This is a genomic window from Glycomyces sp. NPDC047010 (assembly GCF_040644205.1).
GTDB lineage: Bacteria > Actinomycetota > Actinomycetes > Mycobacteriales > Micromonosporaceae > Glycomyces.
The window spans coordinates 225,152-248,091 of the sequence record NZ_JBEYVY010000009.1; the positions used below are offsets into that span (position 1 = coordinate 225,152).

At 73.2% G+C, this 22,940-nt stretch carries 18 protein-coding genes and 1 pseudogene; 13 read left to right on the forward strand and 6 right to left on the reverse strand.

The annotated features are described in order from the left end of the window. Positions 1 to 130: 130 nt before the first annotated feature. From AB0A65_RS19415 to AB0A65_RS19430, 4 genes are all read left to right on the forward strand, one after another. Positions 131 to 1,282: a sensor histidine kinase gene (locus tag AB0A65_RS19415; protein ID WP_359952963.1), complete on the forward strand. Its 1,152-nt coding sequence runs from the start codon at positions 131 to 133 to the stop codon at positions 1,280 to 1,282. Further along, on the forward strand, positions 1,282 to 1,902 hold the full coding sequence (locus AB0A65_RS19420; RefSeq protein ID WP_359952965.1) for a response regulator transcription factor: 621 nt from the start codon (positions 1,282 to 1,284) through the stop codon (positions 1,900 to 1,902). The genes AB0A65_RS19415 and AB0A65_RS19420 overlap by 1 nt, the downstream gene beginning before the upstream one ends. A 79-nt stretch (positions 1,903 to 1,981) precedes the next feature. Further along, complete coding sequence (locus AB0A65_RS19425) at positions 1,982 to 2,764, forward strand: SigB/SigF/SigG family RNA polymerase sigma factor (RefSeq protein WP_359952967.1); 783 nt, start codon at positions 1,982 to 1,984, stop codon at positions 2,762 to 2,764. A 105-nt stretch (positions 2,765 to 2,869) separates the two neighbouring features. After that, complete coding sequence (locus AB0A65_RS19430; RefSeq protein ID WP_359952969.1) at positions 2,870 to 4,141, forward strand: glucuronoxylanase; 1,272 nt, start codon at positions 2,870 to 2,872, stop codon at positions 4,139 to 4,141. On the opposite strand, the gene AB0A65_RS19435 is transcribed toward AB0A65_RS19430, so the two are convergent. Further along, a complete protein-coding gene (locus AB0A65_RS19435) occupies positions 4,138 to 4,635 on the reverse strand; it encodes a MarR family transcriptional regulator (RefSeq protein ID WP_359952971.1) in 498 nt (165 codons plus the stop codon). The genes AB0A65_RS19430 and AB0A65_RS19435 overlap by 4 nt on opposite strands. Before the next feature lie 66 nt (positions 4,636 to 4,701). On the opposite strand from AB0A65_RS19435, the gene AB0A65_RS19440 reads away from it, so the two are divergent. Continuing rightward, positions 4,702 to 5,139: a RidA family protein gene (locus AB0A65_RS19440; RefSeq protein WP_359952973.1), complete on the forward strand. Its 438-nt coding sequence runs from the start codon at positions 4,702 to 4,704 to the stop codon at positions 5,137 to 5,139. On the opposite strand, the gene AB0A65_RS19445 is transcribed toward AB0A65_RS19440, so the two are convergent. Continuing rightward, the gene (locus AB0A65_RS19445) at positions 5,136 to 6,113 is read right to left on the reverse strand and encodes a helix-turn-helix domain-containing protein (protein WP_359952975.1); all 978 of its coding nucleotides are present in this window, start codon (positions 6,111 to 6,113) and stop codon (positions 5,136 to 5,138) included. The genes AB0A65_RS19440 and AB0A65_RS19445 overlap by 4 nt on opposite strands. Before the next feature lie 70 nt (positions 6,114 to 6,183). Here AB0A65_RS19445 and AB0A65_RS19450 point away from each other — a divergent pair, with 70 nt between their 5' ends. Continuing rightward, the gene (locus AB0A65_RS19450) at positions 6,184 to 7,476 is read left to right on the forward strand and encodes an MFS transporter (RefSeq protein WP_359952976.1); all 1,293 of its coding nucleotides are present in this window, start codon (positions 6,184 to 6,186) and stop codon (positions 7,474 to 7,476) included. Here AB0A65_RS19450 and AB0A65_RS19455 read toward each other — a convergent pair. Beyond that, positions 7,439 to 8,677, reverse strand: coding sequence for an alpha-hydroxy acid oxidase (locus tag AB0A65_RS19455; RefSeq protein WP_359952977.1), 1,239 nt, complete (start codon positions 8,675 to 8,677; stop codon positions 7,439 to 7,441). The genes AB0A65_RS19450 and AB0A65_RS19455 overlap by 38 nt on opposite strands. A 147-nt stretch (positions 8,678 to 8,824) precedes the next feature. Here AB0A65_RS19455 and sigK point away from each other — a divergent pair, with 147 nt between their 5' ends. From sigK to AB0A65_RS19475, 4 genes are all read left to right on the forward strand, one after another. Beyond that, on the forward strand, positions 8,825 to 9,436 hold the full coding sequence (gene sigK, locus AB0A65_RS19460; protein ID WP_359952979.1) for an ECF RNA polymerase sigma factor SigK: 612 nt from the start codon (positions 8,825 to 8,827) through the stop codon (positions 9,434 to 9,436). After that, entirely contained in the window at positions 9,433 to 10,173 is a 741-nt protein-coding gene (locus AB0A65_RS19465; RefSeq protein WP_359952980.1) for an anti-sigma factor, read from the forward strand. Before sigK ends, AB0A65_RS19465 begins: the two co-directional genes overlap by 4 nt. A gap of 120 nt (positions 10,174 to 10,293) precedes the next feature. Then, entirely contained in the window at positions 10,294 to 11,799 is a 1,506-nt protein-coding gene (locus AB0A65_RS19470) for a molybdopterin-dependent oxidoreductase (RefSeq protein WP_359952982.1), read from the forward strand. Between the two features lie 44 nt (positions 11,800 to 11,843). Further along, positions 11,844 to 12,473, forward strand: coding sequence for a fasciclin domain-containing protein (locus AB0A65_RS19475; protein ID WP_359952984.1), 630 nt, complete (start codon positions 11,844 to 11,846; stop codon positions 12,471 to 12,473). A 28-nt stretch (positions 12,474 to 12,501) separates the two neighbouring features. On the opposite strand, the gene AB0A65_RS19480 is transcribed toward AB0A65_RS19475, so the two are convergent. Continuing rightward, positions 12,502 to 13,089, reverse strand: a complete 588-nt coding sequence (locus AB0A65_RS19480; protein WP_359952986.1) for a TetR/AcrR family transcriptional regulator — start codon at positions 13,087 to 13,089, stop codon at positions 12,502 to 12,504. Between the two features lie 90 nt (positions 13,090 to 13,179). On the opposite strand from AB0A65_RS19480, the gene AB0A65_RS19485 reads away from it, so the two are divergent. Continuing rightward, on the forward strand, positions 13,180 to 13,590 hold the full coding sequence (locus AB0A65_RS19485) for a VOC family protein (RefSeq protein ID WP_359952988.1): 411 nt from the start codon (positions 13,180 to 13,182) through the stop codon (positions 13,588 to 13,590). Here the strand turns inward: AB0A65_RS19485 and AB0A65_RS19490 are convergent. Continuing rightward, a complete protein-coding gene (locus AB0A65_RS19490) occupies positions 13,587 to 15,467 on the reverse strand; it encodes a KUP/HAK/KT family potassium transporter (protein ID WP_359953055.1) in 1,881 nt (626 codons plus the stop codon). The genes AB0A65_RS19485 and AB0A65_RS19490 overlap by 4 nt on opposite strands. A 280-nt stretch (positions 15,468 to 15,747) precedes the next feature. Between AB0A65_RS19490 and AB0A65_RS19495 the strand changes: the two are divergent. After that, positions 15,748 to 20,298: pseudogene (locus AB0A65_RS19495) on the forward strand (ATP-dependent helicase); the annotation flags it as partial. 772 nt (positions 20,299 to 21,070) lie between these two features. Here AB0A65_RS19495 and AB0A65_RS19500 read toward each other — a convergent pair. Then, positions 21,071 to 22,285 (reverse strand): cytochrome P450, encoded by a 1,215-nt coding sequence (locus tag AB0A65_RS19500; protein ID WP_359952990.1) that lies wholly within the window; start codon positions 22,283 to 22,285, stop codon positions 21,071 to 21,073. A 183-nt stretch (positions 22,286 to 22,468) separates the two neighbouring features. On the opposite strand from AB0A65_RS19500, the gene AB0A65_RS19505 reads away from it, so the two are divergent. After that, a complete protein-coding gene (locus tag AB0A65_RS19505) occupies positions 22,469 to 22,936 on the forward strand; it encodes a carboxymuconolactone decarboxylase family protein (RefSeq protein ID WP_359952992.1) in 468 nt (155 codons plus the stop codon). The last annotated feature ends 4 nt before the right edge of the window (positions 22,937 to 22,940 follow it).

Here is a 22,940-nt window from a genome sequence, read left to right on the forward strand (position 1 = left end):
GCGGATCGATCCCGTCTCCATCCTTCGGTTGACGCCGCTGTCGCACCCGCCGGGCACCCTTGACGCGAAGCGCCCGCGGACGGGCGGGAAGCGGGCCTACGCTGGCCCCCAAGGAGGAGACGGAGGGACCGTGGGGGAGCGCTCCTGGCTGAACGGCGCGATGCACGCCGGGTTCTTCCTGCTGCTCGCCGCCTCGGCCGCGCGGGTCGTCGCCCGGCACGAGCTCGCCGACCGTCTCACCGTCGCCGCGCTCGCAGTGGCCGCGCTCCTCGCGCTGCTCTACGGCGCGGGCGTGGTCTGGTGGCAGCGGCTCGGGCCCGCACTGCCGGTGTGGCTCGGCCTCGTCATCGGCGTGGCCGTGGCGCTCGTGCTGCTGGCGCCCTCGTTCGCGTGGTGCGCCGTCCCCCTGTACTTCCTGTGCCTGCGGCTGCTGCCCACGACCGGGGTCGTCACCGCCGCCGTGCTGCTCACCGCGGCCGTCGTCGCCGGTCAGCTGCGCATCGCGAAGGTCTTCGACCCGAGCCTGGTGCTCGCGCCGATCGGCATCGCCGCCATCATCACCGCCGTGTTCTGGGCCCTCCAGTACGAGATCCGGCAGCGCCAGCGCCTCATCGACGACCTCCTGGCCGCCCGCGACTCCCTCGCCGCCTCGCAGCTCCGCGCCGGGGCCCTCGAAGAGCGCGGGCGCCTCGCCCGCGAGATCCACGACACGCTCGCGCAGGGCCTCTCCAGCATCAGCATGCTGCTCCAGGCCGCCGACCGGTCCTGGGGCACCGACCGGTCCCGGACCCTCGCCGCGCAGGCCGCCGCGGTCGCGGACGAGAACCTTGCCGAGGCGCGGCGCTTCGTCCACGACCTCACGCCCGCGCGGCTCGAAGGCCGCAGCCTCGCCGAGGCGCTCCGCGAGCTGTGCGCCGACACTGAGCGACGCTCGGGCCTGCGCACGGTCTTCCGCGAGGAGGGCGAGCCCGCCGGGACCGGCGAGGCCGCCGCCGCGGTGCTGCTGCGCGTCGCCCAAGGGGCCCTGGCGAACACCGTGGAGCATGCGGCCGCGTCCGAGGCGGTCGTGACGCTCTCGCACCTCGGCGAGGCCGTCGCCCTCGACGTGCGCGATGACGGCCGCGGCTTCGACCCCGGCGCCGCCGCCCCCTCTGGGCGCGGGTTCGGCCTGCCGGGGATGCGCGAGCGCCTCGCGCGGGTCGGCGGGACGCTCGCGGTCGAGTCCCGTCCCGGCGAGGGCACCGCGCTCGCCGCCTCCGTTCCGCTCGGTGAGGAGCCGTGATGCGCCTGTTCCTGGTGGACGACCACCCGGTGGTCCGGGCGGGCCTGGCCGCGCTGGTCGACGGCGAGCCCGACATGGAGGTGGTCGGCGAGGCCGCCGACGCCGCCGCGGCGCTGCGCGGCATTCGCGGGTGCGCGCCCGACGTGGTGCTCATGGACCTCCAGCTCGGCGCCGGGCCCGACGGGTTCGCCGTCGCCGAGGAGGTCGCGAAGCTCCCCGAACCGCCGCGGGTCCTGGTCCTCACCACGTACGAGTCGGACGCGGACGTGCGCCGCGCCGTCGCGGCGGGCGCCACCGGGTACCTGCTCAAAGCCTGCCCGCCCGAGGAGCTGTTCGCGGCGATCCGCGCGGCCGCCCGCGGGGAGTCGTCCCTGTCGCCGAAGGTGGCCGCGCGCGTCATGGACCAGGCCCGGTCCGGGCGCCCGGCCCTGACCGCCCGCGAGTCGGAGATCGTGGCGCTCCTCGCCGAGGGCCTGGGGAACCGGCAGATCGCGCAGCGCCTCTTCGTCACCGAGGCGACCGTCAAGACGCACCTGGTGCACATCTTCGCGAAGCTCGGCGTGGACTCGCGGACCGCGGCCGTCGCCGCGGCCGTGCAGCAGGGCCTGATCCGGCGCTGACCTGCGATTCGGTCCGTGTCCCGGACATGAGGACCCCCACCGTCATACACTCGGGTCACGATCGGGGGCGGTACCCGCAATGGCACCAGGACAGCACACTTCGGGACGCGCGGACTACCGCGACCTGGCCCCGCTCTTCCCCGAGATGGCGGCACTGGACGCGGACGACCCGCGCCGCGCCCGGCTCCGCGAGCGGCTGATCACCGGGCACCTGCCGCTCGCCGAGCACATCGCGCAGCGCTTCTCCGGCAAGGGCATCGTCAAGGACGACCTCCTCCAGGTCGCCTCGGTCGGCCTCATCCACGCCGTGGACCGCTTCGACCCGACCCTCGGCTGCGAGTTCCTGTCGTACGCCGTGCCCACGATGATGGGGGAGGTGCGCCGCTGCTTCCGCGACACGGCCTGGCCGATGCGCGTCCCGCGCCGCCTCCAGGAGCTGCGCCTCGCCATCAACAAGGCCGCCGCCGACCTCGCCCAGGAGTTGGGCCGCCCGGCCACCGGCGCGGACCTCGCTGAGCGCCTCGGCGTCACCGAGGTCGAGGTGGACGAGGGCCTCGAAGCGCGCCAGGCGTACTGGTCGGTCTCGCTCGACGAACCGGAGTACCGCGACGCGGGCCGCGCGCCGCTGTGCGAGACGCTCGGCGGCGAGGACCTCGCGCTCGCGCTCGTGGACGACCACGAGGCGCTGCTGCCGCTCGTGAGCGCCCTGCCCGAGCGCGAGCGGCGCATCCTGGCGCTGCGGTTCTTCGAGGAGAAGACCCAGGCGCAGATCGGCGCGGAGATCGGGATCTCGCAGATGCACGTCTCGCGGCTCCTCAAGGGCGTGCTCGACGAGCTGCGCGAGGGGCTCACCACCGCCTGAGGGCCGGACGGCGAGAGTTTCGGCGGACTTCCGGGCTTTCGAATCGAAATATTTCGATGTATTGTGAACGGGAACAACCGGAACTTCCGACCTCCTGGAGGAACGATGGCACTTCGCCCCGACGACGACGACGCCCGCGCCCCGCGCCTGGACCGCCGCTCCCTGCTCGCGCTGGGAGCGCTTCCTATCATCGGTGCGCCCTTCATCGCCGACGCGGCCGCCGCGCAGACCACCGTGGTCGTCCAGCCCTCCATCGGGCAGCAGACCATCCAGGGCTTCGGCGGCATGAACCACACCGTGTGGATCAGCGACCTCACCGCCGCCCAGCGCGACACCGCCTTCGGCAACGGCACCGGCCAGCTCGGCTTCTCCATCCTCCGCATCCCCGTCCACGAGGACAGCGCCAACTGGAGCCGCGAGCTCGCCACCGCCCAGCGCGCGGTCGCTCTCGGCGCCAAGGTCATCGCCTCCCCGTGGAACCCGCCCGCGTCCATGACCGAGTCCTTCTCCGGCGGCAAGCGCCTGCGCTACGACCAGTACGCGGCCTACGCCCGGCACCTCAACAACTTCACGGTCTACATGCGCAACAACGGCGTCAACCTCTACGCCGTCTCCGTCCAGAACGAGCCCGACTACGCCAGCGAGTGGACCGCCTGGACCCCCGCCGAGATCGTGCGCTTCCTCAAGGAGAACTCCGGCGCCATCAGCACCAAGGTGATCGCCCCCGAGTCCTTCCAGTACCGCAAGAACATGTCCGACCCGATCCTCAACGACGCCGCCGCGCTGGCCAACACGGACATCCTCGGCGCCCACCTCTACGGCACGCAGCCCGCCGACTTCCCCTACCCGCTCTTCGAGCAGAAGGGGGCCGGGAAGGAGCTGTGGATGACCGAGGTCTACTACCCGAACTCCAGCGACTCGGCCGACCTGTGGCCCGGGGCGCTCGACGTCGGCGAGCACGTGCACCGCGCGCTCGTCAACGGCCGCTTCCAGGCGTACATCTGGTGGTACATCCGCCGCGGCTACGGCCCGATGCGCGAGGACGGCCAGATCAGCAAGCGCGGCGCGAACCTCGCGCACTACGCGAAGTGGGTGCGGCCGGGCTTCCAGCGGATCACCGCGACCGCGAACCCGCAGTCGGGCGTGTACATCTCCGCGTTCAAGAGCGGCTCGCGGATCGTCCTGGTGGCCGTGAACAAGAACGCCTCGGCGGTGTACCTGCCGTTCACGCTCGAAGGCGGCGGGACTGGCTCGTTCGCGACCTGGGTGACGACCTCGACGCAGACCCTCGCGGCCTCGAACGCGGTCCCGATGACCAACGGCTCCTTCGGGTCCCAGCTCCCGGCGCAGAGCATCCGGACCTACGTCCTCAACTAGTCGGACCCGGCGAGGTCCACGGGCCGGACGCGGAGCTTCTCGGCGATCCGGGCGAGCGCGGCGTGGTCGTCCGCGTCGAGGCGGTCGAGCGCCGCTTCGCGGACGGCCCGCACGTGGACCGGCGCGGCGGCCTGCACGAGCTCGTACCCCGCCTCGGTGAGCATGGCGATCGTGTAGCGGCCGTCCTCGGGGTCGGGCGAGCGCTCCATCCAGCCGCGCTGCTCGAAGCGCTTGACCACGTTGGACAGGCGCGAGAGCGAGCCGTTGGCGAGGAACGCCAGCTCGCTCATGCGCAGGCGCCGCCCCGGGGCCTCGGAGACGTGGCTGAGGACCAGGTACTCGAAGAGCGTGATCCCGCACTCGGCGTGCAGCGGGCCTTCGAGGCGCGGCGGGAGGAGGTAGACGAGCGAGACGAGCCCGGTCCAGGCGTCCTTCTCGGCCGGATCGAGCCAGCGGACCTGCTCGGACGCGGCGGTTCGGGGAGTCTCGGCCATGGGCGCAGTCTAACCGGCGGCCGTGACTTCATGCTTGAAGTCAACCGTGCTACGATGACTTCAAGCATGAAGTCAATCGGAGGGAACACCATGGGCGAGCCGCAGTTCTTCGTCACCCCCGGCGCCGGCGAGAAGCTGCACGGGATGCTCGGGTACAGCCAGGCCGTGCGCATCGGCGACCGCGTCGAGATCTCCGGCCAGGGCGGCTGGAACGACGACCTCGAATTCCCCGAGGACCTCGAAGCGGAGATCGTGCGCGCCTTCGACAACGTCGAGCGCGTCCTCGCCGCGGCGGGCGCCACGTGGGCCGACGTGGTCCACGTGAACTCCTACCACCTGCCCGACGACCCCGCGTACATCGGCGAGCGCCCCGGCCGCGTCATGGCCGAGCAGTTCCGCAAGCGCATGGGCGGCCGCGCCCCGATCTGGACCGAGCTCGGCGTCGCGGCGCTGGGCGCGCCCGGGATGCGCGTCGAGATCCGGGTGACCGCGGTCGTCTCCTAGCCCGCGAAGGTCCGGCGGTACGCGCTCGGCGTGACCCCCAGGGACGCCTGGAAGTGCAGGCGCAGCGACGACGCCGAGCCGAACCCGGCTCCGGCCGCCACGCGGTCGATCGGCTCGTCGCTGCGCTCCAGCAGGTGCCGTGCCCGCTCCAGGCGCTGGTGCAGGAGCCACCGCTGCGGGGACGTGCCGACCTCCTCGCGGAAGCGCCGCGTGAACGTGCGGACGCTCATCGCCTCGCACTGCGCGAGCTGCCGCAGCGTCAGCGGCTCGTGGAGGCGGGCGAGCGCCCACTCCCGGGCGCGGCCCGTCGCGGCCGACCCCGCCTCCGGCACGGGACGCTCGATGTACTGGGCCTGGCCGCCGTCGCGGTGCGGCGGCACCACCGAGCGCCGCGCGACCCGGTTCGCCACGGCCACACCGAAGTCGAGCCGCGTCATGTGCAGGCACAGGTCGAACCCGGAGGCCACGCCCGCCGAAGTGAGCACGCGCCCGTCCTCGGTGTACAGCACCTCCGGCTCCAGCCGCACCCGCGGGTAGAGCCGCCGGAACCGCTCCGAGGCGTCCCAATGCGTCGTCGCCATGCGCCCGTCGAGCAGCCCCGCGGCCGCGAGCACGAACGAGCCGGTGCAGATCGAGGCGATCCGCGCGTCGGGCCGGATGCACTCCAGGGCCGCGGCCACGTCCGCGGGGAGCCGCCCGGCCGTCCACGACTCGTCGCTCTCGTGCGCCGAGGGCACCACGACCGTGTCGGCCTCCGCGAGCGCCTCCGGCCCGTGCTTCACGTTCACGGTGACGTCGGCGTCGGTGCGGATCTCGCCCGGTTCCGGTGCGCACGTGACGACCTCGTACAGGTGCTCGCCGCCGGACTTCGCGGAGCCGAACACGCGGTGCGGGATGCCCAGCTCGACGGGGAGGAGGCCGTGCCGGACGAGGACCGCGACGCGGTGGCGCCCCGGATGCCGAAAAACGCTCATGGCCCGATCTTCGCACATGTTGGCCTGTCGGCCACTGGCCGCCCCGCCGCCGCTCGGCGAAGCTGTATCCATGTCCATCGCAGCCCCACAACTTCCCGAGCAGACCAGGCGCCGCACCGTCCACCGCGCCTGGTGGGTCGCCGCCGTCAGCTTCGTGGCCCTCGTCGGCGCGGCCGCCTTCCGCGCCACCCCGAGCGTCTTCATCGAGCCGCTCCACGACGAGTTCGGCTGGTCCCACGGCACCATCTCCGCCGCCATCTCCGTGAACATCCTGCTCTACGGCCTGTTCTCGCCGTTCGCCTCCGCGCTCCAGGAGCGGTACGGCATCCGCCGCGTCGTCTCGATCGCCCTGGGCCTCATCGCGCTCGGCGGCGGCGCCACGGTCTTCATGACCGAGTCCTGGCAGCTGGTCCTGTGCTGGGGCTTCATCGTCGGGATCGGCACCGGGTCCATGGCGATGGCGTTCGTCGCCACGATCACCAACCGGTGGTTCATCGCCCGCCGCGGCCTCGTCTCCGGCATCCTCACCGCCGGGGGCGCCGCCGGGCAACTCGTGTTCCTGCCCCTCGTCGGGCTCCTCGTGGAGGGCCCCGGCTGGCGCGCGGCCTCGCTCCTGGTGGCGGCCACCGCGCTCGCGATGGTCCCGCTCGTGCTCCTGGTGGTGCGCGACCGGCCCGAGGACGTGGGCCTCCAGCCCTTCGGCGCCGGGGCCGACTACGCGACCCCCGCGGCCCCGACCGAGGGCGCGGCGAAGCGGGCCCTCGGCGGCCTGTGGAAGGCCAGCGGCTCCCGCGCGTTCTGGCTCCTCGCGGGGACGTTCGCGATCTGCGGCGCCTCCACGAACGGCCTCGTCGGCGCCCACTTCGTGCCCGCCGCCCACGACCACGGGATGCCCCTGACGGCCGCCGCGTCGCTCCTCGCCGTCATCGGCGTCGTCGACCTCATCGGCACGATCTTCTCCGGCTGGCTCACCGACCGGTTCGACCCGCGGCGCCTGCTCGCGGTCTACTACGCGCTCCGCGGCCTCTCGCTGCTCGCGCTCCCGACCCTGTTCGCCGACGACGTCAAGCCGCCGATGCTGTTCTTCATCGTCTTCTACGGCCTCGACTGGGTCGCCACGGTCCCGCCCACGATCGCGTTGTGCCGCGAGCACTTCGGCGAGGACGGCGCGGTCGTCTTCGGGTGGGTCCTCGCCTCGCACCAGGTCGGCGCGGCCCTCATCGCGTGGGGCGCGGGCTTCATCCGGGACGCCACGGGGGACTACGACCCGGCGTGGTTCACCGCGGGAGCGCTGTGCGCGCTCGCCGCGGTGATGTCCCTGATGGTCAAGCGGCCCGCGGTACCAGCCGCTGCAACTGGGTGACGTGCCCGGGTTCGAGCTGTTCGAGCGAGGCCACGCCGAGCAGGCGCATGGTCCGCTCGACCTCCTCGCGGAGGATCGCGACGGCGCGGTCGACGCCGTCGCGGCCTCCGGCCATGAGCCCGTACAGGTAGGCCCGGCCGATCATCGTGTACCGCGCGCCCAGTGCGACCGAGGCGACGACGTCGGCGCCGGACATGATCCCGGTGTCCAGGTGCACCTCGATGTCGTCCCCGACCTCCTTCACGACCTGGGGGAGGAGGTGGAAGGGGATCGGGGCGCGGTCGAGCTGGCGCCCGCCGTGGTTGGAGAGCGTCACGGCGTCCACGCCGAGGTCGGCGCAGCGCTTCGCGTCCGCGACGGTCTGCACGCCCTTGACGACGAGCTTCCCGGGCCACTGCTCCTTGATCCAGGCGAGGTCCTCGTAGTCCACCGTCGGGTCGAACATGGTGTCGAGGAGTTCCGCGATCGTGCCGGACCAGCGGCTCAGCGACGCGAAGGAGAGCGGCTCGGTGGTGAGCATGTCGAACCACCAGTTCGGCCGGACCGCCATGTTGAAGAACGTCTTCGGGGTGATCGCGGGCGGGATCGAGAAGCCGTTGCGCTTGTCGCGCAGCCGGGCCCCGGCCACCGGCACGTCCACCGTGACCAGGAGCGTGTCGAACCCGGCCGCCGCGGCCCGGTCGACCAGGGCCATGGACCGGTCGCGGTCCTTCCACATGTACAGCTGGAACCAGTGGCGCCCTTCGGGGCCGCCCGCGGCGGCCACGTCCTCGATCGGGGTGGTCCCCATCGTGGAGAGCGCGAACGGGATGCCCGCGGCCGCCGCTGCGCCGGCCCCGGCGATCTCGCCCTCGGTGTGCATCATGCGCGTGAACCCGGTGGGCGCGATGCCGAACGGGAGCGCCGAGCGCTTGCCGAGGACGTCCCAGCCGGTGTCGAGCTTCGAGACGTCGCGCAGGATCGCGGGGTGGAACTCGACGTCGGCGAACGCCTGGCGGGCCCGCGCGAGCGACAGCTCGCCCTCGGCGGCGCCCTCGGTGTAGTCGAACGCGGCCCGCGGGGTGCGCCGCTTCGCGATAAGGCGCAGGTCCGCGATCGTCAGGGCGGCGTTCAGGCGCCGCCGCTTCGCGTTGAAGTCCGGCTTTTTGAAACGTATCAAAGGCAGGATGTCGTGGGGGCGGGGGAACTGTCGTTTGGTCATTCGGGGGCCTATCGGATGCGATGGGTGAGGAGTCCGTCCGGGCCATTGTCGCCCGCGCGGAAAAAATCCCGCCACCGGACCCGTCCGGGGGCGCCCCGGCTCCGAATACCGGGCGATCGGAGTTGACAAACACCTCGGAGCGTGATGATGTCCACAAGGGGGAATCCATCGGCCTGGAGCACAGGCGGAGACCGCCGGACGGTGGTGGAGGAGGCGAGGATGCCCGCGCTCGAACAGCTGCTGCACGGCACGGCACTGGGCGACGAGGACGCGTTCGCGCGCCTCTACGACGAGGCCGCGCCGCGCGTCTACGGCCTGTGCCTGCGCGTCCTGCGCGACCCCGCGCAGGCCGAGGAGGTCGCCCAGGAGGTCCTCGTGGAGGTCTGGCGCACCGCCACCCGCTTCGATCCGGCCCGCGGCTCCGCCGGGGCCTGGCTCTCCACCATCGCGCACCGCCGCGCCGTCGACCGGGTCCGGTCCGTGCAGGCGTCCGGCGACCGCGAGCGGCGCGCCGCCCGGCCCGAACCCGAGTACGACGCCGTCGCCGAGGCCGCCGCGGTCCGCCTGGAGCACCGCCAGGTCCGCCGCTGCCTCTCCACCCTCACCGAGCTCCAGCGGCAGGCGGTCACCCTCGCCTACTACGGCGGCCACACCTACCGGCAGGTCGCGTCCCTGCTCGGCGCCGCCGTGCCCACGGTCAAGTCCCGCATCCGGGACGGCCTGCTCAAACTGCGCGACTGCCTGGAGGTGGCCCGATGAGCGCCGACGTCCACACCCTCATCGGCGCCTGGGCCGTCGACGCCCTCGACGACGACGAGCGCACCGAGGTCGAGCACCACCTCACCGAGTGCGAGTCCTGCGCCCAGGAGGCCGCCGAACTCCGCGAGGCCGTGTGGCGCCTCTCCGACGTCACGATCGCCGACCCGCCGCCGCGGCTGCGCGCCCGCGTCCTCGCCGAAGCCTCCCGCATCCGCCAGGAGGCCCCCGAGACGCCCGCGCCCGAACCCCGCACGGCCGCACCGCGACTGCGGCGCCACCGCGGGATGCCGCGGCTGCGCCTCGCACTGGTCGCCGGGGCCCTCGCTGCGGTCATGGCCGTCGTCGGCGGCATCGTCACCTGGTCCGTCATGCGCGACACCGCGCCCACCCGCTCCGACGAGATCGCCGCAGTCCTCGAATCCGGGGACGCCGAGGTCGGCAAGACAGCGGCCTCCGGCGGCGGCGACGTCACCGTCGTCTACTCCGAGCGGCTCGACAAGGCCGTCGTGGTCCTCGCCGGGCTCGCCGCGATCGGCGAGGAGCGGTCCTACCAGGTCTGGATGGTCGACCCCGAAGGGCAGATCTCCGCGGGCGTCATGAACCCCGGCGACCGCTCCGCGACGATGCTCGTCGAAGGACTCGGCGACGCCGAGATCATCGGCGTCACCGAGGAGCCCGCGGGCGGCTCACAGACCCCCACGCTCCCGATGGTCGCGGACGTCCCCTTGCAGGGCTGACCTCCGCAGACGCGGGCCCGGCCGGAAGGCCGGGCCCGTTTTCGCGCCCGCCGCGAAAAAAATCCCCGATTTTCCGGCCCCCCGACCCATCCGCGGCCCCGTCGCCCCCGAATCAGTGGCATGAGACCGACCATCGCCGCCGCATTCGCCGGCACCGCCTGCGCCGCCGTCGCCCTCGCGACCGCGCAGCTCGCGGCCGCCGCCGTCGCACCCGGCAGCGCCCCGGTCGCCGCCATCGGCGCCGCCGTGGTCGACGCGGTCCCCGAACCCGTCAAGGAGTTCGCGATCCGCACCTTCGGCGAGTACGACAAGCTCGCACTCCTGGCCGGGATCGGCACGGCGCTCGCCGTGCTCGCCGCCGCCACGGGCGTCGCCGCCCGTCGGCGCCCCTGGATCGGGTACGCGGTCCTGGCCCTCCTCGGCGGGGCGGGCGCGGCAGCCGCCCTCGCCCGCCCCGCCGCCTCCCCCTCGTGGGCGGTCCCGTCCCTCGTGGGCGCCGCCTGCGGCGCGGGCGTCCTCGCGCTGCTGCTCCGCGAACGCCTTGAAGGACCCGCCGCGCCCGGCCGGGCCGTGGACCGCCGGGGCGTCCTCATCGCCCTCGGCGGGGCCGGACTGGCCGGCGCGGCGGGCTGGCGGCTCACCGGCACCTCCGACCTCGAAGACGCCCGCAACGCGATCGACCTGCCCGCCCCCGTCGACGTCGGCCCCGCGGGCGCCGGGCTCGACGACGCCGCCGACATCGACGGCCTCACTCCGTACCTCACGCCCAACGGCGACTTCTACCGCGTCGACACCGCCCTGGTCCTGCCGCGCGTCCTCCCCGAGGACTACACGCTCCGCATCACCGGCCGCGTCGCCAACCCCCTCGAACTGTCCTACCGGGACCTCCTCGACCGCGGCCTGGTCGAACGCGAGATCACGATCTCCTGCGTCTCCAACGAGGTCGGCGGGAACCTCGCCGGGAACGCGCGCTGGCTGGGCGTGCCCCTCGCGGACCTCCTCGCCGAAGCGGGGCCCGAACCCGGTGCGGACCAGGTGGTCTCGCGCTCGGCCGACGGCTGGACCGCGGGCACCCCCACGGAGGCGTGCACGGACGGGCGGGATGCGCTCGTCGCAGTCGGAATGAACGGCCGCCCGCTCCCGCTGGAGCACGGCTTCCCGGTGCGCATGATCGTGCCCGGCCTGTACGGCTACGTCTCGGCCACCAAGTGGCTCACCGAGATCGAGCTGTCGTCCTTCGCGGACTTCGACGCCTACTGGGTCCGCCGCGACTGGAAGGCCCAGGCGCCCATCAAGACCTTCTCCCGCATCGACACCCCCAAGCCGCTCGCGACGGTCGCCGCCGGGCAGGTGACGGTCGCCGGGGTGGCCTGGGCCCAGCAGCGCGGCGTCGCCCGCGTCGAGGTCCGGGTCGACGACGGCCCCTGGAGCGAGGCAGAGCTCGCGCCCGTGATCGGCGACGACACGTGGCGCCAATGGAAGTGGACCTGGGAGGCGGCATCCGGCCGCCGCACCCTGGAGGTCCGCGCGACCGACGGCGACGGCGCCGTCCAGACAGAGGAGCGGGTCACCCCGTTCCCGGACGGGGCCACCGGATGGCACTCGATCGTCCTGAACGCCGAATGAACCGAGGGGCGCGACGCGCCCCGAACCGACAGAGAGGCAAGACCATGAACAATCGACTGCTCACCCGCGCAGGCGCCGTGCTGGCCGCCGCCGGCTGCGCCTTCGTCTTCACCGCGTGCGGCTCCGGCGACGACTCCTCCAACGAGGACGCCACGTCCAGTGAGGAGTCGGTGCAGGAGGAGACCACCGAGGAGATGCCCGTCTCCGGCGAGTTCGGCGCCGCGTGCTCCGCGGTCCCGGCCGACGGGGAGGGGTCGTTCACCGGTATGGCCGACGACCCGGTCGCGACCGCGGCGAGTAACAACCCGGTGTTGTCGACGCTGGTGACCGCGGTGACCGAGGCGGGTCTGGGCGACACGCTCAACACCGCCGAGGACATCACGGTGTTCGCACCCACGAATGACGCGTTCGCGAAGATCCCCGAGGCCGACCTCCAGGCCGTGCTGGCCGACACCGAGACCCTCACCTCGATCCTGACCTACCACGTGGTGGCCGGGCGGCTCGCGCCCGAGGACCTGGCCGGGGAGCACGCGACGCTGCAGGGGGAGAGCCTGACGGTCGAGGGCTCTGGTGAGGACTTCACCGTGAACGGCGAGGCCGCCGTGGTCTGCGGCAACGTCCAGACCGCCAACGCCACCGTCTACATCATCGACACGGTGCTGATGCCCGCGTAGCGGGTACGACGACGTCCGGGGTCCGCCGTCAGGCGGCCCCGGAACGCAGGCCGCCCAGGACCAGGTCCAAAGCGAGGGCGGCCTGCACCTCTGCGTCCGGGTCCCCGGACCGCGCGAGCCACAGCGCCGCCTCGTTCATGCCCCCCGACAAGAGCCTCGCGAGGGGCTCGACCGGCACGTCCGCCATGAGCCCCGCGTCGACGAGCGCCCGGAGCGCCTCCGTGAGGTGGCGCGCCGAATGCGCCTCGTCCATGGCCCGCCACTCGTCCCAGCCGAGGACCGTGGGCGCGTCGACCAGGAGGATGCGGCTCACCGCCGGGTCGGTCCCGGCCGCCAGGAACGCCCGGCAGCCCGCCCGCAGCTGCTCCCACGGCCCCGCGTGCCGCTCGGCTTCTGCCGCGACCTTCGCTCCCAGCTCCTCCTGGACCTCCTCCACGACGGCCCGGAACAGCCCGAGTTTGCTCCCGAAGTGGTGGTACGCCGCGCCCTTCGTGACGCCCGCGGCATGCGCGACCTCGTTGAGCACCACCGCGTGGTACCCCTCGGCCGCGAACCGGCGTCGGCCCTCCTCCAGGAGCGCCCGCCTGGTCGCCTCCCGCTGCTCGGCCCTGCCCATCGCCTCGACCCCCATTTCGCATACCCGGGGTATGTTAGCATCGCAGTTGACATACCCGAGGTATGTGAAACCAGATCCGAGGAGACCCCGATGACCGCGACCCTGACCGGCTTCTACCCCGTGCTCGCCACCGGGGACGTCGCCGCGACCGCCGACTTCTACAAGCGCCACTTCGGCTTCGAGGCGGTGTTCACCGCCGACTGGTACGTGAGCCTGCGCCGCCCCGACGCCCCGCACTACGAGCTCGCCATCCTCGACGCGACCCACCCCACGGTCCCCGAGGGCCGTCGGAAGGCCCTGTCGGGCGGCCTCCTCCTCAACTTCGAGGTGGAGGACGCCGACGCCGAGCACCGGCGCCTCGTCGAGGACGCCGGGCTCACCGAGCTGCTGCCGCTGCGCACCGAGGACTTCGGCCAGCGCCACTTCATCGTCGCGGCCCCCGACGGCGTCATGGTCGACGTCATCAAGGTGATCCCGTTCGCGGGGGAGTACGCCTCCTAGACCTCGATGTGCGAGCCGATGATCATCGTGCGCTCGCGCGGGAGGCGGAAGTGCTCGGCGGCGTCGGCGGTGATGTGGGAGGTGGCGATGAACAGGTGCTTGCGCCAGGTCGCCATCGTGCGGGCCTTGCCGGGCTTGAGCTGGATCGTGGACAGGAAGTACGTGGCCCGGTCGAGGTTGAGGCGCCGCCCCTCGGCCTGCTCGGGGTCGATGGCCTCCAGGGCCCGCGGCACGTCCGGGGTCTCCATGTAGCCGAAGCGGGCCGTCACGTGGATGACCGCGTCCCGGTCGTCGCCGAGCTGGTCGACGGTGAGCCGGTCGGCCTCGGCGACCCGCGGGACGGGTTCGGTGAGGACGGAGAGGATCACGATCTGGGAGTGCCGGGCGTGGTTCTGCTCCAGGTTGGAGCGCATGGCGAGCGGCGCGCTGCGCTTGCCGCGGTCGAGGAACACGGCGGTCCCGGGGACGCGGGCGACCTTCGGCTCGCCTTCGCGGAGCCGGTCCACGAACTCCAGGAGCGAGCCTTCGCGGCTCTCGCGCTCGAACGTGACGACCTCGCGGCCGCGCTGCCAGGTGATCATGACGGTGAACGCGGCGAGGCCGATGAGCAGCGGCAGCCATGCGCCGTGGATGATCTTCGTCGAGCTGGCGGCGAGGAACGCGAGGCAGATCGCGAGGAGCAGGCCGCCGCCGGTCGCGAGGGCCCACCGCGGCGCGCCCCAGCGGATGCGCGCGACGTACAGGAACAGCAGGGCGACGATGGTGATCGTCCCGATCACGGCCATGCCGTAGGCGAACGCGAGCGCCTCGGAGGTGCGGAACGCGAACACCAGGACCAGCACGGACACCATGAGCAGCCAGTTGATCCACGGCACGTAGATCTGCCCGTACTGGTGCTCGGAGGTGTGCGCGATGCGCAGCCGCGGCAGGTACCCGAGCTCGGACGCCTGCGAGGCGACCGAGAACGCCCCGGAGATGACCGCCTGCGCGGCGATCACGGTGGCGACGGTGGTGAGGACCAGGAGCGGGATGCGCAGGGCTTCGGGGGCGAGGAGGAAGAACGACCCGGCGACGTTCCCGGAGTCCTCCAGGATGAGCGCGCCCTGGCCCATGTAGTTGAGCATCACGGACGGGAAGACGACGGCGATCCAGGCGCGGGAGATGGGCTTGCGCCCGAAGTGGCCCATGTCGGCGTAGAGCGCCTCGGCGCCGGTGAAGGTGAGGATGACGGCGGCGAGCGCGAAGAACGCGATGCCGAAGTTCCCGAACACGAAGTCGATCGCGTAGGTGGGGGAGAGGGCCCGGAGGATCTCGGGGTTCCCGGCGATGCCGCCGATGCCGAGGAGCGCGAGGGCGCCGAACCAGAGGGCCATGATGGGGCCGAACCAGCGGCCGATGACGTGCGTGCCGCGCTTCTGGAGCGCGAAGAGCAGCACGATGATGACGGCGGTCGCGGGGATGATGACCGCTTCGAGGCCGGTGGAGACGGTCTTGATGCCCTCGACCGCGGAGAGGACCGAGATCGCGGGGGTGATCATCGAGTCGCCGAGGAACAGGGCCGCGCCGAAGATGCCAAGGGCGGCGAGGGTGAACGCGGCCTTGCGGCCGCGGCCGCCGACATGGCGGCGCAGAAGGGTGATGAGCGCCATGATGCCGCCCTCGCCGTCGTTGTCGGCGCGCATCGCCAGGCCCACGTAGAAGACCGTGACGATGATCGTGACCGACCAGAAGATGAGGGAGACGATCCCGAACACGTTCTCGGTGTTCACCGGGACCGGGTGCGGGTCGCCGGGGTTGAAGATCGTCTGGAGGGCGTAGATCGGGCTGGTCCCGATGTCGCCGTAGACGACGCCGAGCGCGCCGAGGAACAGCCCCATGCGCAGGGGGCCGCCCTTCGCGGCATGCCTGAGCGGCGGGCCGGCCGGTTCCTGGTCCAGCCTGCCCTCGCTGGTTTGAGCGGTCACGTGAGCTCCTCTCCGGTGCCGCACGCTAGCGCGATCCCGGGGCGGAATGCCCGGCCCGAAGGGCATTCACGGGAATCCATACGTGTTCTTGACGCCGCCCCTGACGTTCCATACGCGTTCTTGACGCCCGCGCCGACCGGTTCCCTCCGCGATTCCGGGGCCGGTGTCGGTCCCCCGGGGCACCATTGAGCGCATGTCCCGTGGAGAACCGAACACCGCGCCGCACCCGTCCCTCGCGCGGTTCTCCCCGGCCACCGCCTCCTGGTTCGCGCAGACCTTCGGGGCCCCGACCGCCGCGCAGCAGGGCGCGTGGGCGGCCCTCGCGGAGGACCGGGACGTGCTCGTCGTCGCGCCCACCGGCTCGGGCAAGACCCTCGCCGCGTTCCTCTCCGCCCTTGACGCGCTCGCGACGGCCCCCGTGCCCGCCGAGCCGAAGGAGCGCTGCCGCGTCCTCTACATCTCGCCGCTGAAGGCCCTCGGCGTCGACGTGGAGCGCAACCTCGCCGCGCCCCGCGACGGCATCCGCGCCGAGGCCCGCCGCCTGGGCCTGCCCGAACCGGACGTGCGCACCGCGATCCGCTCCGGCGACACCCCGCAGCACGAGCGCCGCTCGATCGCGAACCGGCCGCCCGACATCCTCATCACCACGCCCGAGTCGCTGTTCCTGATGCTCACCTCGGGCGCCCGGGACGCGCTCGCGGGCGTCGAGACGGTGATCCTCGACGAGGTCCACGCCGTCGCGGGCACCAAGCGCGGCGCGCACCTCGCGCTGTCGCTGGAGCGCCTCGACGCCCGCCTGCCCCGGCCCGCGCGCCGCATCGGCCTCTCGGCGACCGTGCGGCCCGTCGCCGAGGTGGCCCGGTTCCTGTCGCCGCGCCACGACGTGGCGGTCGTGCAGCCGCCCTCTGAGAAGCGCTGGGACCTCCAGGTGGTGGTCCCCGTGGAGGACATGGCCGCGCTGGGCGACGCGCCCGTGGCGCCCACCGCGTCGGCGGCCCGCTCGGCCGGGTCGATCTGGCCGCACGTGGAGGAGCGGATCGTGGACCTCGTGGAGGCCCACCGCTCGACCATCGTCTTCGCGAACGCCCGCCGCGTCGCCGAACGGCTCTCCAACCGCCTCAACGAGATCGAGTACGAGCGCCGCAACGGCGCCCCGCTCCCCGAGGCGCACGGCCCGGCCGACGCCATGGGCGGCTCCGGGGCCGCGTCCGGCGCCCCGCCGGTCCTCTCGCGCACCCACCACGGCTCGATCTCCAAGGAGCAGCGCGCCGAGGTCGAAGGGGACCTCAAGGCCGGGCGGCTGCCCGCCGTCGTCGCCACCTCCAGCCTCGAACTCGGCATCGACATGGGCGCCGTCGACCTGGTGATCCAGGTGGAGGCGCCCCCGTCGGTCGCCTCCGGGCTCCAGCGCGTCGGCCGCGCCGGGCACCAGGTCGGCGCCGTCTCGCGCGGCGTGTTCTTCCCGAAGGTCCGCTCCGACCTCATCCAGTCCGCCGTCGTCGCCGAGCGCATGAAGGCGGGCGCCATCGAGGCGCTCCGCGTCCCCGCCAACCCGCTCGACGTGCTCGCCCAGCAGCTCGTCGCCATGGCCGCCATGGACGAGTGGGACGTGGCCGACCTCCTCGGCCTGGTCCGCCGCGCCGCCCCCTTCGCGACCCTCCCCGACTCCGCCTTCGACGCCGTGCTCGACATGCTCGCGGGCCGCTACCCCTCCGACGCCTTCGCCGAGCTGCGCCCGCGCCTCGTCTGGGACCGCACCGCGGGCACGGTCACCGGCCGCCCCGGCGCCCAGCGCCTCGCCGTCACCTCCGGCGGCACCATCCCCGACCGCGGCCTCTTCGGGGTCTTCCTGACCGGTGCCGCAACGGGCCGCGGCGGCGGCCGCGTCGGCGAACTCGACGAGGAGATGGTCTACGAGTCCCGCGTCGGCGACGTCTTCACCCTCGGCACCTCCTCATGGCGCATCGAGGAGATCACCCGCGACCGCGTCATGGTCACCCCCGCGCCCGGCGTCCCCGGCCGCCTCCCGTTCTGGCACGGCGACGGCCTCGGCCGCCCCCTCGAACTCGGCCGCGCCCTCGGCGCGTTCGTCCGCGAACTCTCCGCGATGGACGACGGCGCCGCGCACGCCCGCCTCGCCGCCGCCGGACTCGACGACTCCGCCGCCCGCAACGCCATCGCCTACCTCGCCGAGCAGCGCGAGGCCACCGGCCTCGTCCCCGACGACCGCACCGTCCTCATCGAGCGCTTCCGCGACGAGACCGGCGACTGGCGCGTGGTGATCCACTCCCCGTTCGGCGCCCAGGTCCACGCCCCCTGGGCCCTCGCCCTCGGCGAGCGCCTCCGCGACCGCCACGGCATCGACCCGCAGCTCATGCACCACGACGACGGCATCGTCCTGCGCCTGCCCGACACCGGCGAGACCGAACCGGACCTCCACGCCGACGACCTCGCCTTCGACCCCGCCGCGATCGGCGACACTGTCACCCGCGCCGTCTCCGGCTCCTCGCTCTTCGCGTCCCGCTTCCGCGAGGCCGCCTCCCGCGCGCTCCTGCTCCCGCACCGCCAGCCCGGCAAGCGCCAGCCCCTCTGGCAGCAGCGCCTCCGCTCCTCCCAGCTCCTCGAAGTCGCCGGGCAGTTCCCCACGTTCCCGATCATCCTCGAAGCCGTCCGCGAAGTCCTGCAGGACGTCTACGACGTCCCCGGCCTCACCGACCTCATGGCCGACCTCCAGGCCCGGGACGTGCGCCTCGTGGAGGTCACCACCGCCGACCCCTCCCCGTTCGCCCGCTCCCTCCTCTTCGGCTACGTCGCCCAGTTCATGTACGAAGGGGACACGCCGCTCGCCGAGCGCCGCGCCGCCGCCCTCTCCCTCGACTCCCGCCTCCTCGCCGACCTCCTCGGCCAAGTCGATCTCCGCGACCTCCTCGACCCCGCCGTCCTCGCCGACGTCGAGGCCGAACTCCAGCGGCGCACCTACCCCGCCCGCGACGCCGAGAGCGTCGCCGACCTCCTGCGCCTCCTCGGCCCCCTCACGACCGCCGAACTCGCCGGACGCGGAGCCGCCCCCGCCTGGGCCGAGTCCCTCGCCGCCGCGGGCCGCGCCATCAGCGTCGACATCGCCGGGCAGACCCACTGGGCCGCAGTCGAAGACGCCGCCCGCCTCCGCGACGCCCTCGGCACCGCGATCCCCGAAGGACTCCCCGCCGCGTTCACCGAACCCGTGCCCGACCCCCTCGGCGACCTCCTCGCCCGCTACGCCCGCACCCACGGCCCCTTCCCCACCGCCGACGCCGCCGCCCGCTTCGGCATCGGCCCCGCCGTCGCCGAACGCGCCCTCCGCGACCTCTCCCTTGTGGAAGGCGAGTTCCGGCCCGGCGGCGAGCACCGCGAATGGTGCGACGCCGCCGTCCTGCGGCGCCTGCGCCGCCGCTCCCTCGCCGCCCTCCGCAAAGAGCTCGAACCCGTCCCGCCCGCCGCGCTCGCCGAGTTCCTGCCGCGCTGGCAGCACGTCGGCGGCAAGTCCACCGAGGACGACCGCCTCGAAGGGATCGACGGCCTCGCCCGCGCCGTCGAGCAGCTCCAAGGCGCCGCCGTCCCCGCCTCCGCACTGGAGTCCCTGGTCCTGCCCTCACGCGTGGCCGACTACCGCCCCGCGATGCTCGACGAGCTCACCTCCTCCGGCGAAGTCCTCTGGGCCGGAACCGGTTCGCTCCCCGGCAACGACGGCTGGATCGCCCTCTACCCGGCCGAGACCGCCCCGCTCCTCCTCCCGCCGCCCGAAGTAGAACCCTCCGGCCTGCACCGCGCCGTCCTCGACGCCCTCGACGGCGGCTACGGGCTCTTCTACCGCCAGCTCGCCGACCGCGTCCGCGAGCACACTGAAGCCTCCGACCCGGATCTCACTGCGGCCCTGTGGGACCTGGCCTGGTCCGGCCGCATCTCGAACGACACGCTCGCGCCGCTCCGCGCCCTCCTCGGCTCGGGCCGCACCGCCGGTGCCACCGCCCACCGGGCCCGCCGCGCGGCCCCGCGCGCCCGATACGGCGGCGGCTGGCGCGACATGCGCCAGGCCCCCGTCAGCGGACCCACCGTCGCCGGACGCTGGTCGCTCCTCCCCGCACCCGAAGCGGACCCGACCGTGCGCGCACACGCGCTCGCCCACACCCTGCTCGACCGGCACGGCGTCGTCACCCGCGGCGCCGTCGCGGCCGAAGGCGTCGAAGGCGGGTTCGCGAAGGTCTACCGGGTCCTGTCGGCCTTCGAGGAGTCCGGGCGGGCCCGCCGCGGCTACGTCGTGGACGGCCTCGGCGCGGCCCAGTTCGCGATGGAGGGCGCCGTCGACCGCCTGCGCGCCATGGCGAACCGCAACGACGGCACCGCCGTGGTCCTCGCCGCCGCCGACCCCGCGAACGCCTACGGCGCGGCCCTGCCCTGGCCCGACGCCGACGGCCACAAGCCCGGCCGCAAGGCCGGGTCGCTCGTGGTCCTCGTCGGCGGCGAACTCGCCCTCTACGTCGAACGCGGCGGCCGGACCATGATCGCCTGGCCCGCGACGGAGGACATGGCGACCGACCCGCGCCTGGGCGCCGCCGTCGCCGCACTCGCCGACGCCGTCAGGGAAGGCCGCACCGGGGCCCTCCACATCGAACGCGTCAACGACGCCTACGCCCCCGGCTCCGCGCTCGCCGCATCGCTCCAAGAGGCGGGCTTCCACGCCACCCCGCAGGGGTTCCGCCTGCGGCCGTTAGGGGAGGAGGAGCAGGAGCTGGTCGCCCCACTCGTCGAGCACCGGCCCGTGCCCGGCGGCCCGCGCCTTCGGGGCCACCTGCGCGAACAGCGCGCGCTGCACCGCGACCTCACCCGTGGCGAGGATGGCGCCCATGGTCGCCAGCAGCGCGGGGCCGTCCCAGCCCGGCAGCGGGAACCGCTCCAGCTCCCATTCCAGGTACTTGTTGTACGGACGCGGCCGCCGGTCCATCGCGAACAGCAGGTCGAGCAGGTACCCGAGGCTCTCGGCGCCGTCGAGGCGCGACGCCAGCGGACGCCCGTCGCGGTCGCTCTTGACCGAGCGGAACATGAGGTTGACGTACCCGTCGAGCCGGTCGGCGGCCAGCGCGTGCGCGGCCTCCTCGCCGAGGACCTGCTTCGCGGCGACGAGGTCGGCGATCCCGCCGTCGAGCCGGTCGAGGACCACGCGGCCGCGGGCCAGCGCGTACCGCTCGTACCCGGGCATTCCCGCCGCGCGGAACCCGCTCAGCGGGACGACCACGAGGTCCAGTACCGGCGACCGGAACCCTTGCAGCGCAAGCAGGTCCGAGTCGGCGCCGTCGGCGGTGACCACCCACAGGTCGTGGTCGGAGTGCTCGGTGACCGTGCCCTCGTGGGCGCGGGACCCGAAGAGCACCAGGCCGACGACCGCGGGGTCGGCGGTCGCGGTGCGGACGAACTCCTCGTACGTCAAGTCGCTCACCGGCTCCACGTTAAAGCGTGGAGCCGGTGGCGCCAACCGGTTTTCACCAGGTGACGGGCAGCTCCGCCACGCCGTAGAAGTTCTGGTCGGTGCGCAGGGGGACCTGCGCGGCCGGGACGGCGAGGCGCAGGCCGGGCATGCGCCGGATCAACCGCTCGAAGGCGATGCGCATCTCGACGCGGGCGAGCTGCTGGCCGAGGCACTGGTGGACGCCGTGGCCGAACGTCATGTGGCCCTTGGCGTCCCCGGCGACGTCGAACACGTCGGGCTCGGCGAAGTGCTCGGGGTCGCGGTTGGCGGTCTGGACCGAGACGGTCATGTACTCGCCGGCCGTGATCTGCTCGCCCTCGAACTCGAAGTCCTCCGCGGCCTGGCGGATGATCCCGGTGTGGATGACGCCGATGTACCGCAGCAGCTCCTCCACGCCGTTCGCCATGAGCTCGGGCCGCTCGCGCAGGAGGTCCCACTGGCCGCGGTTCTCCAGGAGCGCCATCGTGCCGAGCCCGATCATCTTCGCGGTGGTCTCGTGCCCGGCGACGAGCAGGAGCATCGCCATGCCGACGACCTCAGCTTCGGACAGCTCCGGGTCGGCGGCGAGGTCCGAGAGGAGGTCGTCCTGCGGTTCGGCGCGCTTGGACGCGGCGAGTTCGGCGATGAACACCATGATCCGCTCGCTCGCGGCGGCCTTCTCCTCGGCCGTGACGGTCATGGTCATGACGGTGGCCGCGTCGCCGGTGAAGCGGTCCTGGTCGGCGCGGGGCACGCCGAGGAGCTCCGAGATGACCAGGGCGGGAACGGGAAGCGCGAACTCGGCGACGAGGTCCGCGCCGCCGCCCGCCGCCTCCAGCGCGTCGAGGCGCTCCTCCACGATCTCGGCGACGCGCGGTTCGAGCAGCCGCATGCGGCGGACGGTGAAGACGCCGGTGAGCTTGCGGCGCAGGCGGGTGTGGTCCGCGCCGTCCATCTCGATGAACATTCCGGGCGTGACGGGAAGGGGCCCTTCGTAGTCGCCGAGCGCCTCGATCTGCGGCATCGGGATCGGGACCTTGATCGGGGCGTGCAGCTGCGACCTGAACCGGGTGTCGGCCAGGACTTTGCGGCCCAGCCGGTGGTCGGTGACGATCCACCCGAGGGTGCCGTCGGGGTGGTAGCGCAGGCGCCGCAGCGGGGCCTCCCGGTGGAGGGCCATGAGCGCGGCGGGCGGGTCGTATCGGGTCTCGCGGTCGAGCGGGATGCCGTAGGGGACGGTGTCGTTCACGGGGTCTCCAGGTGATGCGTCGGTGCGTTTCCACGTATAAACATAATATACGTATACGTGGTCGCGCAAGCCCGCCCGGAACCCGGCGAGCAGGGGCCGATGTGACCCCGGGCACCAGCGGTCACATCAGCGCGCGCGCATCCGTCATGGCAGTGAATCCAACGAACACCTAAGGAGCACACCATGGAAGCCCGCATCGACTACTACGCGAACCCCGTCGGCGCCAAGTTCGCGAAGCACCTCACCTCCGCGGCGCGGTCGCTCGAAGCCGCCCTGCCCGAGGGCATCGGCGGCCTCGTGACCATCCGCGCCAGCCAGATCAACGGCTGCGGCGTGTGCCTCGACATGCACACCAAGGACGCCGTCCACGCCGGGGAGACCGCCGTCCGCGTCGCCCTCGTCGGCGCCTGGCGCGACGCCGTGGTCTACACCGAGGCCGAGAAGGCCGCGCTGGCGCTCACCGAGGCGGGCACGCGCCTCGCCGACGGCGCCGGCGTCCCCGAGGACGTCTGGGCCGACGCGCGCAAGCACTTCGACGACGACGAGCTCGCCGCCCTGGTCTCGCTCATCGCCTCGATCAACGCCTACAACCGCCTGAACGCCATCACCCAGACCCCGGCCGGGAACTACACGCCCGGCCAGTGGGGCTAGACCC